Annotated in this window: 13 protein-coding genes; 10 read left to right on the top strand and 3 right to left on the bottom strand. The window is 70.9% G+C overall.

Features of this window, described 5'->3' with window-relative positions:
* Positions 1–20: 20 nt before the first annotated feature.
* Positions 21–941 (bottom strand): hypothetical protein, encoded by a 921-nt coding sequence (locus ACSQ11_RS16700; RefSeq protein ID WP_436007591.1) that lies wholly within the window; start codon positions 939–941, stop codon positions 21–23.
* The gene (locus ACSQ11_RS16695; protein WP_436007589.1) at positions 938–1516 is read right to left on the bottom strand and encodes an RNA polymerase sigma factor; all 579 of its coding nucleotides are present in this window, start codon (positions 1514–1516) and stop codon (positions 938–940) included. The genes ACSQ11_RS16700 and ACSQ11_RS16695 overlap by 4 nt, the downstream gene beginning before the upstream one ends.
* 79 nt (positions 1517–1595) lie before the next feature.
* On the opposite strand from ACSQ11_RS16695, the gene ACSQ11_RS16690 reads away from it, so the two are divergent.
* From ACSQ11_RS16690 to ACSQ11_RS16670, 5 genes are all read left to right on the top strand, one after another.
* Positions 1596–3590, top strand: a complete 1995-nt coding sequence (locus tag ACSQ11_RS16690) for a TIGR03960 family B12-binding radical SAM protein (RefSeq protein WP_436007587.1) — start codon at positions 1596–1598, stop codon at positions 3588–3590.
* A gap of 63 nt (positions 3591–3653) precedes the next feature.
* Positions 3654–4115, top strand: coding sequence for a VOC family protein (locus ACSQ11_RS16685; protein ID WP_436007585.1), 462 nt, complete (start codon positions 3654–3656; stop codon positions 4113–4115).
* Positions 4116–4331: 216 nt separating this feature from the next.
* Positions 4332–5528, top strand: a complete 1197-nt coding sequence (locus tag ACSQ11_RS16680; RefSeq protein WP_436007583.1) for an endonuclease/exonuclease/phosphatase family protein — start codon at positions 4332–4334, stop codon at positions 5526–5528.
* Between the two features lie 183 nt (positions 5529–5711).
* The gene (locus ACSQ11_RS16675; protein WP_436007581.1) at positions 5712–6662 is read left to right on the top strand and encodes a hypothetical protein; all 951 of its coding nucleotides are present in this window, start codon (positions 5712–5714) and stop codon (positions 6660–6662) included.
* Positions 6659–7465 carry a hypothetical protein gene (locus tag ACSQ11_RS16670; RefSeq protein ID WP_436007579.1) on the top strand — a complete coding sequence of 269 codons (807 nt, stop codon included), beginning with the start codon at positions 6659–6661 and terminating at the stop codon, positions 7463–7465. Before ACSQ11_RS16675 ends, ACSQ11_RS16670 begins: the two co-directional genes overlap by 4 nt.
* 72 nt (positions 7466–7537) lie before the next feature.
* On the opposite strand, the gene ACSQ11_RS16665 is transcribed toward ACSQ11_RS16670, so the two are convergent.
* The gene (locus ACSQ11_RS16665; protein WP_436007577.1) at positions 7538–8563 is read right to left on the bottom strand and encodes a TerC family protein; all 1026 of its coding nucleotides are present in this window, start codon (positions 8561–8563) and stop codon (positions 7538–7540) included.
* Positions 8564–8837: 274 nt separating this feature from the next.
* On the opposite strand from ACSQ11_RS16665, the gene ACSQ11_RS16660 reads away from it, so the two are divergent.
* From ACSQ11_RS16660 to obgE, 5 genes are all read left to right on the top strand, one after another.
* A complete protein-coding gene (locus ACSQ11_RS16660) occupies positions 8838–9587 on the top strand; it encodes a TIGR03936 family radical SAM-associated protein (protein ID WP_436007575.1) in 750 nt (249 codons plus the stop codon).
* Positions 9588–9766: 179 nt separating this feature from the next.
* Complete coding sequence (locus tag ACSQ11_RS16655; protein WP_436007573.1) at positions 9767–13036, top strand: Rne/Rng family ribonuclease; 3270 nt, start codon at positions 9767–9769, stop codon at positions 13034–13036.
* A gap of 103 nt (positions 13037–13139) precedes the next feature.
* Positions 13140–13445, top strand: a complete 306-nt coding sequence (rplU, locus tag ACSQ11_RS16650; RefSeq protein WP_436007571.1) for a 50S ribosomal protein L21 — start codon at positions 13140–13142, stop codon at positions 13443–13445.
* Between the two features lie 35 nt (positions 13446–13480).
* Complete coding sequence (gene rpmA, locus ACSQ11_RS16645) at positions 13481–13750, top strand: 50S ribosomal protein L27 (RefSeq protein ID WP_436007569.1); 270 nt, start codon at positions 13481–13483, stop codon at positions 13748–13750.
* Between the two features lie 260 nt (positions 13751–14010).
* Positions 14011–15543 carry a GTPase ObgE gene (gene obgE, locus ACSQ11_RS16640; RefSeq protein WP_436007567.1) on the top strand — a complete coding sequence of 511 codons (1533 nt, stop codon included), beginning with the start codon at positions 14011–14013 and terminating at the stop codon, positions 15541–15543.

The raw sequence follows: 15543 nt of genomic DNA, 5'->3' as shown, positions 1-15543 counted from the left end.
CCCACCAGTGTGCGCCCGGGTCAGCGCGGCGAAGGGCTCGACTGCAGCTCGGCCGGGAGGTCCCGCTGCGGCAACGCGTCGTATGCCGTGGGCTCAGTCGTGCGTCCGTCCGCGAGCGTGAGCGTCATCCGCACCGTCGTCATCGGGTCGACGTCCAGGGGGTCCGCGCTCGGCCACGACGCGGCGAACCAGCCATGGGACACGCTCGCGGTGACGCGGCCGGCCGAGGTGTCGAGCTCCACCCCGGTGACGTCGGCACCCACCCGGCCGTAGGCGATGTTCGCGGTCTCTCGCCGGAAGCGTCCGTCGACGAGGCCCTCCTTCGACGTGGCGTCGAAACCGACCGAGGCGCTGTCACGCGCCGGGGAGACCAGCGGGAACCCGCTGCCGCTCACGGTCGGCACCCATCCGTCCGTCGCGAAGGTGAGGCAGGTGAGGTTGAACCCCGCCGCGTTGCCGAGGACGACGGCGTCGTAGGGTCCACGCCGCTCGGCGACAACGACGCGCATCGCCCGCCGCTGCTCCGGGGCGAACGACCCCTCGGCCGTGCTGTGCGGCCGGCTCAGCAGTTTCTGGGTCGTGTCGAGGCAGGCCTCGCCGAGCTCGCGGGCGTCGTCGTGCGACAGGGCGGTCGGGGTGGCCGACCACGCCGTCGGGCGGGCGGCCTCGTCGCGGAGCTGGGGGGCGATGACGAGCCCGGCCGTCGTCACGGCGACGGCACCACCGGCGAGGACCCAGGGGGTGCGGCGACGGCGAGCAGGCGACGGCCGAAGCGGGGCCGGTGGCCGGCCGAGGACGTTGGCGTCCGGCGCCGAGTTGAGGATGCGTGCCAGGAGGTCGTCTGCGTGGTGCTGCTCGGTGGCGGTGAGAGTGGGTGACGAGGGGTCGAGCCGGGCGACGGCGGCGTCAAGGTGGTCGTCGGTGAAGGCGAAGATCTTCATGTCGTGCTCCTCTGCTGGAGGCCGGTCGGCGAGGTGACGGTTGGGTGGGCGCCCGCCTCGAGGTGGCGGCGCAGGGCGCCTCGGGCTCGCGACAGGCGAAGCCGGAACGCCACGGCCGAGATGCCCAGCACCTCCGCGGCTTGGGGAGATGTGAGGTCGTCCCAGATGACGAGCGCAAGGCTCTCCTGGTGGACGGGGCTCAGTCGGCGCCATGCCCGAACGAGGTCGACGTGGTGGAGCACGAGGTCGGAGTCGACGCCGGAGCCGAGCCGGCCGGTCACTTGCTCGTCGGCGATCCGGACGTTGAGCGCCTGACGACGCCCCTCTGCCCGGTGCGCGGCCATGAGGATCCGCCGGGCCACGCCGAAGAGCCACGCCCGCGCCTCGTCGGCGTCCTGCGGGACGTCGACGATGCGCCGCCACGCGACGGTGAAGACGTCGGCCACGACGTCCTCGGCCTGGGACGGATGCACGCGCCGCTGCGCGAACCGCAGCACACCGGCATACGTCGCGTCGTAGACCGTCTCGAACCGGACCCGAAGCTCGTCGGGTGGACCCGTGTCATCCATGCTCATGCCCCATACATGCCTCCCCACGGTGGAAGTGTGTCGCACGACTTTGGGGCTCGCGGTGCCGCGAACGTACCCTTGACGGATGCACACCCGTACCGCCGGCGCCTCACTGTTCCCTGACCTCGAGCCCCTGCTCGAGCAGGTGAGCAAGCCGATCCAGTACGTCGGTGGCGAGCTCAACTCCACCGTCAAGGACTGGAACGTCGGCGGCGAGCACACGGTGCGCTGGGCGCTCATGTACCCCGATGCGTACGAGGTCGGTGTCCCCAACCAGGGCTCGATGATCCTCTACGAGGTCCTCAACGAGTGCCCGGACGCGCTCGCGGAGCGCACGTATGCCGTGTGGCCCGACATGGAGGCGCTCATGCGGGAGTCGGGGGTCCCGCAGTTCACCGTGGACGCCCACCGTGCCGTGGGCGACTTCGACGTCCTCGGGGTGTCGTTCTCGACCGAGCTCGGCTACACCAACCTCCTCACGGCCCTCGACCTCGCCGGCATCCCGCTGCACGCACGCGACCGCGTCGACGGCGACACCATCGTCATCGCCGGTGGTCACGCCGCCTTCAACCCCGAGACGATCGCCGACTTCGTCGACGCCGCGATCATCGGCGACGGCGAGGAGGCGGTCCTCATGGTCACCGACCTCGTCCGTGCCTGGAAGAGCGAGGGTATGCCGGGAGGCCGCCGCGAGCTGCTCCTGCGCCTCGCGCGCACCGGCGGCGTCTACGTGCCCGCGTTCTACGACGTCTCCTACCTGCCCGACGGGCGCATCCAGCGGATCGCGCCGACCGAGCACGGCGTGCCGTGGCGCGTCTCCAAGCACACGGTGATGGACCTCGACGCCTGGCCCTACCCGAAGCAGCCGCTCGTCCCGCTCGCCGAGTCGGTGCACGAGCGCATGTCGGTCGAGATCTTCCGCGGCTGCACGCGTGGCTGCCGCTTCTGCCAGGCCGGCATGATCACCCGCCCGGTGCGCGAGCGCTCGATCACGGGCATCGGCGAGATGGTCGAGAAGGGCCTCGCAGCGACCGGGTTCGAGGAGGTCGGGCTCCTCTCGCTGAGCAGCGCCGACCACTCCGAGATCGCGGACATCACCAAGGGCCTCGCCGACCGCTACGAGGGCACCAACACCGGCCTCTCGCTGCCGTCGACCCGCGTCGACGCCTTCAACATCGACCTCGCCAACGAGCTCACCCGCAATGGGCGCCGCTCCGGCCTGACGTTCGCGCCCGAGGGTGGCAGCGAGCGGATCCGCAAGGTCATCAACAAGATGGTGACCGAGGACGACCTCATCAAGACCGTGTCGGCCGCCTACGGCGCGGGCTGGCGCAACGTCAAGCTCTACTTCATGTGCGGCCTGCCCACCGAGACCGACGAGGACGTCCTCCAGATCGCCGAGCTGGCCAAGCGGGTCATCGAGACCGGGCGCCAGGTGAGCGGGCGCAAGGACATCCGGTGCACGGTGTCGATCGGCGGGTTCGTGCCCAAGCCGCACACCCCGTTCCAGTGGGTCGGGCAGCTCTCCTCCGACGAGACCGACGCGCGCCTCGAGAAGCTGCGCGACGCGATCCGCTCCGACCGCCGTCTCGGCTCGTCCATCGGCTTCCGCTACCACGACGGCAAGCCCGGCATCGTCGAGGGACTGCTCTCGCGCGGTGACCGTCGCGTCGGCGCCGTCATCGAGCAGGTCTGGCGCGACGGTGGTCGCTTCGACGGCTGGAGCGAGCACTTCTCCTACGACCTCTGGATGGAGGCGGCCGACAAGGCGTTCTCGCGCAGCGAGTGGCCCATCGACGTCGACTGGTACACCACGCGCGAGCGCGAGGAGTCCGAGTTCCTCCCGTGGGACGTGGTGGACTCGGGCCTCGACAAGGAATGGCTCTGGCAGGACTGGCTCGACGCCCTCGACGAGACCGAGGTCGACGACTGCCGCTGGACGCCGTGCTTCGACTGTGGCGTGTGCCCGCAGATGAACACCGAGATCGAGATCGGCCCCACCGGCAAGGTCCTGCTGCCGCTCACCGTCCTCGGTGCCGGCAAGGCCGCGATGGCCGAGCAGGCCCACACCCACGCCTGACCGCCGCGCCCCCGACCAGTCACGCTAGTGCGGATGTCGGGGCGCGGTGCCACGCTGGGTGACATGAGCCGCACGATCCAGGTGACGTTCGACGCGCACGACCCCGCCGCCCAGTCGAGGTTCTGGGCACTGGCCCTCGGCTACACCATCCCCGGTCCGCCGGGCGTCGAGCTCGCCGACGGCACAGACCCACTCGAGGCGTGGGTCGAGTTCCTCACCCGCATCGGCGTCCCTGCGGACCAGCACAACTCGCGCTCGGCCATCGAGGACCCCGACGGAGACGGGCCGCGCGTGTTCTTCCAGCAGGTGCCCGAAGACAAGGTCGCCAAGAACCGCGTCCACCTCGACGTCCGGGCCGCGCCCGGGCTCGACGGTGACGAGCGGATGGCCGCGCTCGAGGCCGAGTGCGAGCGGCTCGTGGCACTCGGCGCCCGGCGGCTGCGTCGCGTCGAGCCCGAGCCCCCGATGGAGGCCGGCTTCATCGTCATGACCGACCCCGAGGACAACGAGTTCTGCCTCGACTGACCGGTCACCCTGCGCGGCAAAGGACGTCGCCGACGGGCACGCGACCACGCCGGAGCCGCGTGTCGCGCTGCTTTGCCGCGCACGATGCTCACCGGAGGCCACCGACCGCGGTGCCGGACGGCATACGGGTTCACGGACCGTTCGCCGCACGGACGGGCGCCCGTCCCGGGTCCTGACTAGGTTGGTCCCACCGCTGACCTGATGGAGGAACCCCCGATGAACCTCACTCGAGCCGCCCTGGTCGGGGCCGCAGCCCTACTCGCCGTCGGACCGTTGGCCGCCGCGACCAGCGCATCCGCGCAGCCCGACTCCACGCAGTCGCTGCGCGTCGCGACCTACAACCTCTCGCTCAACCGCAACGCGGCCGGGCAGCTCGTCTCCGACCTGTCGACGCCCGACAACGCCCAGGCCAAGGCCGTCGCCGAGGTCATCCAGCGTGCGAACCCCGACATCGTCCTGCTCAACGAGTTCGACTACGTCGACGGTGGCCGCGCCGTGGACCTGTTCCGCGACAACTACCTCGAGGTCGGCCACAACGGCGCCTCCCCGGTCGACTACCCCTACGCCTTCACCGCGCCCGTCAACACCGGTGTTCCGAGCGGCTTCGACCTCAACAACGACGGCACGATCGGCGGGGGCGACGACGCCTACGGCTTCGGGCTCTTCCCCGGCCAGTACGGCATGGTCGTGCTCTCCAAGTACCCGATCCGCACCGACGAGGTCCGCACCTTCCAGCACTTCCTCTGGAAGGACATGCCCGGCAACGTCCTGCCCACCGACTGGTACTCACCGGCCGAGCAGGACATCTTCCGCCTCTCGAGCAAGTCGCACTGGGACGTCCCGGTGACCGTCGGCAAGCGCACCGTCCACGTCCTCGCCGCGCACCCGACCCCGCCGAGCTTCGATGGTCCCGAGGACCGCAACGGCCGCCGCAACCACGACGAGATCCGGTTCTGGGCCGACTACGTCACGCCGGGGCAGGGCCGCTACATCTACGACGACCGTGCCGGTCGCGGCGGCCTCAACCCGAGCGAGCGCTTCGTCATCCTCGGCGACTACAACGCCGACCCGCTCGACGGCGACTCCTACGACAACGCCATCAACCAGCTCCTCGACAGCAAGCGGATCGTCGACCCGCAGGCCACCTCGGCCGGTGCGGTCGAGGCCGCTCGGCTCCAGGGCGGCGCCAATCTCACCCACCGCGGCGACCCGAAGTACGACACCGCCGACTTCTCCGACAGCGCGCCCGGCAACCTCCGCGTCGACTACACCCTGTTCTCGAAGCACTTCGGCGTCCGCGACGCCGGCGTGTTCTGGCCGGTGCAGGCCGACCCGCTGTCGCGCCTCACCGGCGTCTTCCCCTTCCCGACGAGCGACCACCGTCTCGTCTGGGCGGACGTCATCCTGCGCTGACCCCACCCGCACGACCACCGCGACGTATGCCGTGGCACCTGACCGGTGCCACGGCATACGTCGCGTCGTTGTCCGGATGCATCGGGGGAGTGCTCCCCATGGTCGCAGCGCGTGCGGTGCCCTAGCGTCGGCCCGGAGGGTTCGACGGGGGACGTCGGCCACAGGAGTCAGAGAGGCGACGCCATGGGTGACGTGAAGTTCCAGGTGGTCCCGGCCGACATGGACGCGGACGCGACGCAGTGGGGAGCCGCCTCGGAGGCGTTGGGCCGGGCCCACCGTGCGGTGCCGGCCCTGGGGGTGAGCTTCGGCGGGTTCCAGTCCGTCGTCGGCACGGCGTACTCCGCCGCCGACCTCGCCGTGCAGAACGTGCTCGAGGTGGGGGAGTCGCGCCTCAAGGCGACCGCGACCAACGTCACGAGCAACACCACCCGCACCCAGGACGACGACAAGAACGCCGGCTCGCGGGTGCGGACCGCCGGCGGCGGAGGGGGCGGCACCGGAGCCGGTGGCGGCGAGTCCGGTGGTGACGGCGGCAAGGGCAAGGACCACTACGCCGAGCTCATGGGCACCGGCACCAGCTTCGTCCAGCCGATGCCGACCGACCCCAGGGACCCCGACATCACGTTCGACCGCACCGTCGACCCCGAGACCGGCGAGGTGTCCTGGACGCCGCGCGAGATGGAGCCCGGGGAGGGTCGGGCGGTCGACGGCCGTGACGTCGAGCGGATCCCGGCCCGCGCCGACCGGATCGTCGTGCGGATGGTCGACGGCGAGCCGCAGATCACCTACGTCGACAAGGACGCCGAGAGCGGTGGTCCGGGCGTGCACTGGCAGTCCGATGGCGGTCGCCCCGTGGCGAGCACCCAGCTCGTCGCGGACGGCGGGACGACTGACGCGCGGGTCGTCGCGGGCAGTGGCGCCGTCGAGCCAACCGCGGAGCCGACGGCCGAGCCGGCGCGCACCGAGTGGAGCCGGCCGCTCCCCGAGGGGGCCGACTACGCGGTCGTCGAGGTCCGCGACGGCGAACCGCACCTCGTCTTCCTCGACGTCGAGGGCCGCGAGGTCACCGAGGTGTCCGACGACCGCCTGCCCACGGGCCGGGTCCGCGCCGAGGCCAACGGGGTGTCGCGATGAGCACGGTCAGCGCGTCGGTGAGCTCGATGAACACCGCCCTCGGGACGCTGCGCACCTACGGCACGACGATCGACGGCGAGTACATGGCCTACGTCAACAGCCACAACCTGCACACGTGCGGCCCGCAGGGCGTGCACTACATCGACGGCTTCCGTCCGGGCTCGGGCCACTCGTGGGGCGAGTACCGCGACAAGGTGGCCGCGATCGTCACCTGGGCCGAGAAGTACGTCGACGACTCGGCGTGGGTGGACGCGCTCGACAAGCGATCCGCGAAGTGGCAGACGGCCTCCGGCCACGCCTCGGACGCCGCCGACGACGTCGACACCAAGAAGCTCCCGGCGGTCGACAGCTGGAAGGGCCCGGCGGGCCGCGCGTACCGGGAGGTCGTCCCGCAGATGCGAAGCGGCGCCTCGTACGCCGAGTACGGCACCCTCCACATGAAGACCGCCTCCGCCTCGATCTCGACCGCCGGCGAGACGTTCTTCTCGCAGGTCGCCTCCGCGCTCTCGACGCTCGCGTCGAGCCTGACCCACTACACCCCGGCGCCCCCGCCCCGTCAGGAGGGGGACCCGCCGTCGGTGAGCGCGCAGGGCAGCTGGAGCTGCGGTCTGCTCCACGACACCGACGACGCGGGCAACCACCCTTGGACCGCGATGACCGCCTGCGAGGGCGCCCTCACGACCCTCGACAGCGAGGTCGACCGAGCCTTGCGGATCACCGGGGCCGGCGGACCGGCGGCGGGGTTCGTGTCGGTGCCGGAGTACTTCACCGACGTGTGGCCGGCCGCACCCGGCGCCTCCTGATCGAGGAGTCCGCACGGACACCGCTGGGGCGGACCCGTGTCCACGGGTCCGCCCCAGCCGGTCAGGACGACGTCACGCCACCGGCGTGCGGTCCTCGCCGCGCTCGGACCGATCGCGCTGCGCCTGACGACGCGAGGCGATGAGGCTCGTCGTCACGGCGGTCGCGAGGATGGCGACGATGACGCCGAGCGAAGCGAGCGTCGGGACGGTCGGGACCCAGGCCCAGACGTCGTGCGCCCAGTGCAGGACGAGCTTGACGCCGATGAACGCGAGGATCGCGGCAAGCCCGTGCCCGAGGTGGACGAGCGAACCCAGCGCCCCCTGGAGGACGAAGTACAGCGCGCGCAGGCCGAGCAGGGCGAACGCGTTGGTCGCGAAGACGAGGTAGGGGTCCTCGGTGATCCCGTAGACGGCGGGCACGGAGTCGATCGCGAAGACGATGTCGGTTCCGAGGATCGCGATGACGACGAGCGCCATCGGGGTGAGGATGCGTCGGCCGTTCTCCTTGACCGACATCCGCGTGCCGCGGTACTCCTCGGTGACCGGCCAGAACCGGCGCACGAGCTTGACCGTGCGCAGCGACGAGATGTCGACGGCCTGGTTCGAGTGCGAGAGCGCGTCACGCAGCACCTTGACCGCGGTGACGAGCAGGATCGCGCCGAAGAGCAGGAAGGCCCACGAGAAGGACGAGATGAGCTGGGCGCCGAGAGCGATGAAGATGCCGCGGAGCACGAGGGCGCCGGCGACGCCGATGAGGAGGACGCGCTGCTGGTACTTCTTCGGCACCGCGAACGCGGTGAGCAGCAGCATGAAGACGAAGAGGTTGTCGACCGACAGCGACTTCTCCACGAGGTAGCCGGTGTAGTACTCCACACCGGTCTGGCTGCCGTGGGCGTTCCACAGCCAGACACCGAAGGCGACGGGGATGGCGACGTAGAACGCCGACCACCCGACGGCTTCGCGCATCGACACCTCGTGCGGACGCCTCGTGACGAGGAAGTCCACGACGAAGAGGGCGAGGACCGCGCCGATGGTCAGGAACCAGAGGGTGGGGGTGCCGACCACGGGGGTCGAGGCAGCAGGGACGAGCGAGATCATGACAAGGCCTCACGACGTTGACGTCATGAGGTCTCCTTCACCTGCGGCGGACCGCGGGTGTCGTACCGAAGTCACCATCTGGGCGACCGAACTGACCGGCACGAGCTTGGGAAGTACTCCCCTCGTGGTGTGAATTCTACGGAACGCGAGGCCGCCGGACCAAACCAGCCCCAGGCGTCCTTCATCGTGGGTGCCCCGGGTGGGAGAGCGACGAGCGGAAGGGGAGCGAGCGGCATACGGCGTCGTCCTGCGCCTGAAATAGGCTGGCCCCACCATGGCACGTCGCACCCCCGAAGGTCCTCCTCCGCCGCCCGCGGTCCAGAAGCTCCGCATCCGCTACGCCAAGCGCGGCCGGCTGCGCTTCTCCTCGACGCGGGACTTCTCGCGCGCGCTCGAGAGGGCGCTGCGGCGCTCCGGCGTGCCGATGGCGTTCTCCGCCGGGTTCCACCCGCACCCCAAGATCAGCTACGCCAACGCTGCGCCGACCGGCACGGCCTCCGAGGCGGAGTACTTCGAGATCTCGGTGACCGAGCGCGTCGACCCCGAGTCCGTGCGCATCGCCCTCGACGAGGCACTCCCGCCCGACCTCGACGTGCTCGAGGTCGTCGAGGCTGGCCCGGGGAGCCTCGCCGAGAGGCTCGAAGCCAGTGTCTGGCACCTCGAGATGCGTGGAGTCGACCTCGAGACCCTCTCGTATGCCGTCGAGCGCTTCCTCGCGACCGACCTCGCCGAGGTGACCCGCACCTTCAAGACCGGCCCCAAGACCTTCGACGTGAGATCGGCCGTCGTGTCCATGGTCGCCACCGGGGGTGAGGAGGCGTCGTGTGCGATACTGCAGATGGTCGTTCGGCACACCACACCGTCCGTTCGCCCCGATGACATCCTGACCGCACTGCACGCAGTCTCCGAGCTGGAGCCGCCGGTGCCACCTCTGGTGACACGACTGGCTCAGGGCCCGCTGCTGACCGCAGCTGCCGGGGTGGCCGATCCACTGGCCGCCGACAAGGGCGCCGTCGGTCCTTGATCGGTGCCGCAGCGGAGTTCACTCGCCGCGCGAACTGAGCAGGGATAAGCACACTGACTTCCGTGTCGGGCAACCACCCGCACACGATCGCTACTCCGAGCCCCACGGGGCCGGCAGGTCCGGGTTCTCGCCCAGACGGTGTGGCTGACGGCTACGTGGAGCCAGAAGGGGCCACCTCCATGGCAACCCACGACGAACCCACGAGCATCACCGAGGGCGAAGGCGCTCCGGTCGACCTCCCCGGCCTGCAGGACACCCCGGCGCCGGCGGCCAAGGCGGCCCCCAAGCGCCGGCGTGCGACCAAGAAGGCCGCCGCCCCCACGTCTGCGGGTGCCGACGACACCGCCGTGGCCCCCGCGTCCGGCGAGGACGCTGCGGACGCCCCCGAGAGCGCCGAGAGCGCTCCGAAGAAGAAGCCGGCGCGCAAGGCGGCCAAGACGTCCGCGAAGAAGTCGGCCGCCGAGACCGAGGCCCCGGCGGTCGAGGCCACCACCGACGAGTCGGCTGCGGTCGAGACGCCGGCAGACGACAAGACGGCTGGGGAGGCGGCCCCCCAGGAGAAGCCGAAGCGCAAGCGGGCCTCCCGCGCCAAGAAGGCCGTCGCCGCTCCCGAGCCGGACCCTGAGCCCGTGACCGAGGTCGTCGACGAGGACACCGAAACCCCGGAGGACGAGGCCGAGGTCGAGACGACCGAGACCGACACGGCCGAGACGGCCGAGACGGAGGCGGCGCCCGTCGTGCCCTCCTTCGGGCTCCTCTTCCAGGCGCCCGACGTGAGCGCAGCGCCGCGTCGTCGTCGCGCCACCTCACCCGCACAGGCCCCGGCCGAGCGCCACGAGGCCCCGGAACCGGCCGTGGAGACCGACACGGAGGAGTCCGGCGACGACGAGCCCACCTCGGGTCGAAGGTCCCGCGGGTCGAAGGGCTCCTCCCGGCGTCGCGGCGGTCGGGCGACGACCGAGGCCGTGGCCGAGCAGGACGACGAGGAGCGCGAGGAGCGCGACGAGACCACGGACGAGTCGACCGATGAGCCCCAGGACGGCGGCCGTCGCCGTCGACGCGGTGGCCGTGGTCGCCGCGGGCGTGGGGGCGCCGACAAGGCCGACCAGGGCGACGCGCAGGACGAGGCCTCGGCCGACTCCGCCGAGGACACCGACGGAGCCCACGGCCCGTCCGACGACTCCGCCGACACCGACCAGGGCGAGGGCGGCTCGAGCCGCCGTCGGCGCCGTCGCCGCCGCTCCGGCGCTTCCGGAGACAGCGACGACCCGCCCGGCACCGTGACCAAGGTGCGCGAGCCCCGCAAGGACCGCGACGAGCCGACCGCGGTCAAGGGCTCGACCCGTCTCGAGGCCAAGAAGCAGCGCCGACGCGAGGGGCGCGAGGCCGGCCGTCGCCGCACGATCATCACCGAGGCCGAGTTCCTGGCCCGTCGCGAGTCGGTCGAGCGCGTCATGGCCGTGCGCGGCAAGGGCGACAAGACCCAGATCGGCGTCCTCGAGGACGGCGTCCTCGTCGAGCACTACGTCTCGCGCGAGTCCAACGCCTCGATGGCCGGCAACGTCTACCTCGGACGGGTCCAGAACGTCCTGCCTTCCATGGAGGCCGCCTTCGTCGACATCGGCAAGGGTCGCAACGCCGTCCTTTACGCCGGCGAGGTGAACTGGGACGCCGCCGGGCTCGAGCAGAACCAGGCCAAGCGCATCGAGAACGCCATGGGTTCGGGCGACACCGTCCTCGTCCAGGTGACCAAGGACCCGATCGGCCACAAGGGCGCGCGGCTCACGAGCCAGATCTCGCTGCCCGGCCGCTACCTCGTCTACGTGCCCGAGGGTTCGATGACGGGCATCTCGCGCAAGTTGCCCGACACCGAGCGAGCCCGCCTCAAGGCCATCCTCAAGGAGGTCGTCCCGGACTCCGCGGGCGTCATCGTCCGCACGGCGGCGGAGGGTGCCTCCGAGGAGGAGCTGCGCGCCGACGTCGAGCGGCTCACCAAGGCCTGGGACAACATCCAGAAGAAGGCCAAGGCCGCGGCGTCCAAGAAGGCGAGCAACGGCGGGGCCCCGGTCCTGCTGCACGGCGAGGCCGACCTCACCGTCCGCGTCATCCGCGACGTCTTCACCGAGGACTTCAGCGAGCTCGTCGTCTCCGGCGACCAGGCCTGGTCCGAGGTCAGCGGCTACGTCGAGGACGTCGCCCCCGACCTCGCCAAGCGCCTCACGCACTGGACGGGCGAGAAGGACATCTTCAGCCACTACCGGGTGGACGAGCAGATCGCCAAGGCCATGGACCGCAAGGTCTGGCTGCCCTCCGGTGGCTCGCTCGTCATCGACCGCACCGAGGCGATGACCGTCGTCGACGTCAACACCGGCAAGTTCGTCGGCTCCGGCGGCAACCTCGAGGAGACGGTCACCAAGAACAACATCGAGGCCGCGGAGGAGATCGTCCGCCAGCTCCGGCTGCGCGACATCGGCGGCATCATCGTCATCGACTTCATCGACATGGTGCTCGAGTCCAACCGCGACCTCGTCGTCCGGCGGCTCCTCGAGTGCCTGGGCCGCGACCGCACGAAGCACCAGGTCGCCGAGGTCACCTCGCTCGGCCTCGTCCAGATGACCCGCAAGCGGGTCGGCTCGGGTCTCATCGAGGTCTTCTCGGAGCAGTGCGAGCACTGCGCCGGCCGCGGGATCATCGTCCAGGCCGAGCCGATCGACCGGTCCAACCACGGTGGCGACCACGGTCACTCCCACGGCAACGGGCAGCCGTCCGGCGGCGACCGGAACAGCGGCTCGGGTCGTGCCCGCCGACGCGGCAAGGGCGGCGACGCCGGCCAGGCACCGACCCGCACCGAGGCCGACACCGACCGCGCACCCGCCACGCCGAGCGGCCCGACCGCGGCGCAGATCGCCGCGGCCGCACATGCTGCCGCGATCAAGTCGATGTCGGGCGAGCACGCGGACGACGACGTCGCCGACCTCACCGTCACCGACCTCGACGCCGCCACGCAGTCCTCGCAGCCGGCCCAGCCGTCACAGGACTCGACCTCGGACGCCGAGCCCGAGACCACGGTCGAGCCCGAGTCGGTCGTCGAGCCCGACGTGGGCGCCCAGCCGGTGGACCAGACCACCACCGCCGACGCGCCGGCCGCTCCGGCCACGCCCGTTGCCGACGCTGGCGACGCGCCAGTGGCCGAGGCACCCGTCGTCGACCGCGCCCCCGCGGTCATCGCCGAGGTCGGTGCCGCCGACGACGCGGAGGAGACCGTCCGTGCGGTCGCCCAGCCCGCGTCCATCGCCGAGCCCGTCGTCCGTCCACGCCGCAAGCGTGGCCGGGTCGTCGCACCGGCCGGTCCGCCTCGTGGTGCCGACGCCGAGGCGTCGTCGCCGCAGACCACCCCGGCATCCGGGTCCGCTCCTGTGGATTTGGAGCAGGCCGAGGGCGACCGCTAACCTAGACAGTCGGTGCGCCCACCGAGCCGATGTCCTGTGTTCTGGGGTAGCTATCAGCCGGTCAATCCAAGGCGCGCATCCCGAAACCGAAAGTGAGTCCACTGTGTACGCGATTGTTCGCGCAGGCGGTCGGCAGGAGAAGGTCTCCGTCGGAGACGTTCTCCTGATCGACAAGGTCGGCCAGGCCGGCGACAGCATCGACCTGATCCCGCTCCTCGTCGTCGACGGCTCGACCGTCACCTCCGACGCCGACAAGCTGGCCAAGGTGTCCGTCAAGGCTGAGGTCGTCAAGGCCGCCAAGGGCCCCAAGATCACGATCATGAAGTACAAGAACAAGACCGGGTACCGCAAGCGCCAGGGCCACCGCCAGCCGCTGACCCAGGTCAAGATCACCTCGATCGACGCCTGAGCGTCCGTTCCAGAGACTCACGAAGGTAGGCAGACATGGCACACAAGAAGGGTGCGTCCTCGACCCGTAACGGTCGTGACAGCAACTCCCAGCGACTCGGCGTGAAGCGCTTCGGCGGTCAGCTCGTCAACGCGGGCGAGATCATCGTCCGTCAGCGCGGCACGCACTTCCACCCCGGTGATGGTGTCGGTCGCGGTGGCGACGACACGCTGTTCGCGCTCGTCGCGGGCAACGTCGAGTTCGGCACCAAGCGCCGCCGCAAGGTCGTCAACATCGTTCCGCTGGAGACCGTTTCCGCGGAGTGACCTGACGCTCCACACCCAAGGCGCCCGATGCCGCGTGCTCCCCAGCACGGCATACGGGCGCTTTGCGTTCCACCCTGAGCGCGAGCGTCCGCAACGGTGGTCGGGTTCTCGACCAATCCTGCGGACGCTGCCGTATGCCGGTGCGTTGCGTCCGCAACGGTGGTCGGGTTCTCGACCAATCCTGCGGACGCAGCAGCCTGAGCGGCCCCCCGTAGACTGACCACACCCCGTTCCACCCTCCCGGAAGCAGGCAACACCCTATGGCCGTCAACTTCGTGGACCGCGTCGTCCTGCACGTCGCGGCCGGTGACGGTGGGCACGGCGTGGCCTCGGTCAAGCGCGAGAAGTTCAAGCCTCTCGGTGGTCCCGACGGCGGCAACGGCGGCAAGGGCGGCAGCGTCGTCCTCGCGGTCGACCCGCAGTCGACCACCCTGCTTGACTACCACCACACCCCGCACCGCCGGGCCACCAACGGCAAGCCCGGCGCCGGCGACGAACGCAACGGTGGGGACGGCGCCGACCTCGTCCTGCCCGTGCCCGAGGGGACGGTCGTCAAGAACGCCGCCGGCGACATCCTCGCCGACCTCGTGGGCCACGACGCGACCTTCGTCGTCGCACAGGGCGGTCGCGGTGGCCTGGGCAACAAGGCACTCGCCTCGGCCCGGCGCAAGGCTCCCGGGTTCGCCCTCCTCGGCGAACCCGGCGACGCCCTCGACATCGTGCTCGAGCTCAAGTCGCTCGCCGACGTCGCCCTCATCGGCTTCCCGAGCGCGGGCAAGTCCTCGCTCGTCTCCGTCCTCAGCGCGGCCAAGCCCAAGATCGCGGACTACCCGTTCACGACCCTCGTGCCCAACCTCGGCGTCGTCACCGCCGGTAGCGAGCGCTACACCATCGCCGACGTCCCCGGCCTCATCCCCGGTGCGAGCGAGGGCAAGGGCCTCGGCCTCGAGTTCCTGCGCCACGTCGAGCGCTGCTCGGTGCTCGTGCACGTCGTCGACTGCGCGACGCTCGAGCCGGGCCGCGACCCGATGACCGACCTCGACGTCATCGAGGCCGAGCTCGCGGCCTACGTGCCCGACAACAGCCTCGGTGGTCGTCCGCTCTCCGAGCGCACCCGCATCGTCGTGCTCAACAAGGCCGACGTGCCCGACGCCCGCGACCTCGCCGAGATGGTCAAGCCCGATCTCGAGGAGCGCGGGCTCGAGGTCCACATCGTCAGCGCGGTCGCCCACATCGGTCTCAAGGAGCTGACCTTCTCGCTGGCCAGGCACGTCGCCGAGGCCCGCGCCGAGCTCGAGGCCCAGACCGTCGAGCGTCCCCGCGCCATCGTCCGGCCCAAGGCCGTCGACGACGCCGGGTTCACCGTGCGCCGCGAGAACACCTCCGACGGCGAGATCTTCCGCGTCCTCGGCGACCGGCCCACCCGATGGATCCGTCAGACCGACTTCTCCAACGACGAGGCCGTCGGCTACCTCGCCGACCGCCTCAACCGGCTCGGTGTCGAGGAGCAGCTCTTCAAGGCCGGTGCGGTCGCCGGCTCGACGGTCGTCATCGGCCCCGAGGAGAACGCCGTGATCTTCGACTGGGAGCCCACGATGGCTGCCGGTGCCGAGCTCCTCACGGGTCCCCGTGGCACGGACCTCCGCCTCGAGGAGTCCGACCGCAAGACGCGCAGCCAGAAGCGCGAGGAGTTCCACGGCCGCAAGGACGCGCAGACGGCTGCTCGCGAGCAGCTGGCGGCCGAGCGCAAGGCCGGCCACTGGTCCACGGTCCTCGACGACGACGACGAGTGA

Origin of the sequence: Knoellia sp. LjRoot47, from assembly GCF_964253435.1 — a bacterium.
Classification (GTDB): domain Bacteria; phylum Actinomycetota; class Actinomycetes; order Actinomycetales; family Dermatophilaceae; genus Knoellia.
This window is presented reverse-complemented; position numbering and strand designations above follow the sequence as displayed.

Bases quoted from the DNA above. Each gene is read 5' to 3' on its own strand.
- ACSQ11_RS16700 (WP_436007591.1), bottom strand. From the start codon at position 941: ATGAAGATCTTCGCCTTCACCGACGACCACCTTGACGCCGCCGTCGCC.
- ACSQ11_RS16695 (WP_436007589.1), bottom strand. From the start codon at position 1,516: ATGAGCATGGATGACACGGGTCCACCCGACGAGCTTCGGGTCCGGTTC.
- ACSQ11_RS16690 (WP_436007587.1), top strand. From the start codon at position 1,596: ATGCACACCCGTACCGCCGGCGCCTCACTGTTCCCTGACCTCGAGCCC.
- ACSQ11_RS16685 (WP_436007585.1), top strand. From the start codon at position 3,654: ATGAGCCGCACGATCCAGGTGACGTTCGACGCGCACGACCCCGCCGCC.
- ACSQ11_RS16680 (WP_436007583.1), top strand. From the start codon at position 4,332: ATGAACCTCACTCGAGCCGCCCTGGTCGGGGCCGCAGCCCTACTCGCC.
- ACSQ11_RS16675 (WP_436007581.1), top strand. From the start codon at position 5,712: ATGGGTGACGTGAAGTTCCAGGTGGTCCCGGCCGACATGGACGCGGAC.
- ACSQ11_RS16670 (WP_436007579.1), top strand. From the start codon at position 6,659: ATGAGCACGGTCAGCGCGTCGGTGAGCTCGATGAACACCGCCCTCGGG.
- ACSQ11_RS16665 (WP_436007577.1), bottom strand. From the start codon at position 8,563: ATGATCTCGCTCGTCCCTGCTGCCTCGACCCCCGTGGTCGGCACCCCC.
- ACSQ11_RS16660 (WP_436007575.1), top strand. From the start codon at position 8,838: ATGGCACGTCGCACCCCCGAAGGTCCTCCTCCGCCGCCCGCGGTCCAG.
- ACSQ11_RS16655 (WP_436007573.1), top strand. From the start codon at position 9,767: ATGGCAACCCACGACGAACCCACGAGCATCACCGAGGGCGAAGGCGCT.
- rpmA (WP_436007569.1), top strand. From the start codon at position 13,481: ATGGCACACAAGAAGGGTGCGTCCTCGACCCGTAACGGTCGTGACAGC.
- obgE (WP_436007567.1), top strand. From the start codon at position 14,011: ATGGCCGTCAACTTCGTGGACCGCGTCGTCCTGCACGTCGCGGCCGGT.